The 315-nt window shown below is 44.1% G+C and carries 1 protein-coding gene and 1 pseudogene; one reads left to right on the top strand and one right to left on the bottom strand.

Annotation, left to right across the window (positions count from 1 at the left end):
* Window positions 1-122: pseudogene (locus tag AACQ81_RS06490) on the top strand (IS5/IS1182 family transposase); the annotation flags it as partial.
* A gap of 11 nt (window positions 123-133) precedes the next feature.
* On the opposite strand, the gene AACQ81_RS06485 reads toward AACQ81_RS06490, so the two are convergent.
* A partial coding sequence (locus AACQ81_RS06485) for a transposase (RefSeq protein ID WP_237387800.1) occupies window positions 134-315 on the bottom strand: 182 nt, incomplete at its 5' end.

Here is a 315-nt window from a genome sequence, read left to right as displayed (position 1 = left end):
TTGCCTGGCTAGAAAAGTGTCGGCGGCTGTGGAAAAACTGTGAGGGGGATTTGAATACCAGCCTTCAGTTAGTCAACTTAGCATTCCTTGCTTTGCTCTTGCGCAGGAAAGATACTGAATAGATACTAAGAACCTATTCAGAATTTTTCCTGCGCAGTAATAGGATAAGAAAGGCCAAATTAACAAACTGAAGGCTGGTATTTAAATAGCGTTCACAGTTTTTCCATAAGCGGCGGCATTTATCCAGCCAGGCAAATGAACGCTCGACCACCCATCGGTTGGGGATAACCTTGAAGGTATGAAGCTCATCACGTT

The organism is Xenorhabdus sp. Sc-CR9 (genome assembly GCF_963897815.1).
In the GTDB taxonomy this organism is placed as follows: Bacteria; Pseudomonadota; Gammaproteobacteria; order Enterobacterales; family Enterobacteriaceae; genus Xenorhabdus.
This window is presented reverse-complemented; position numbering and strand designations above follow the sequence as displayed.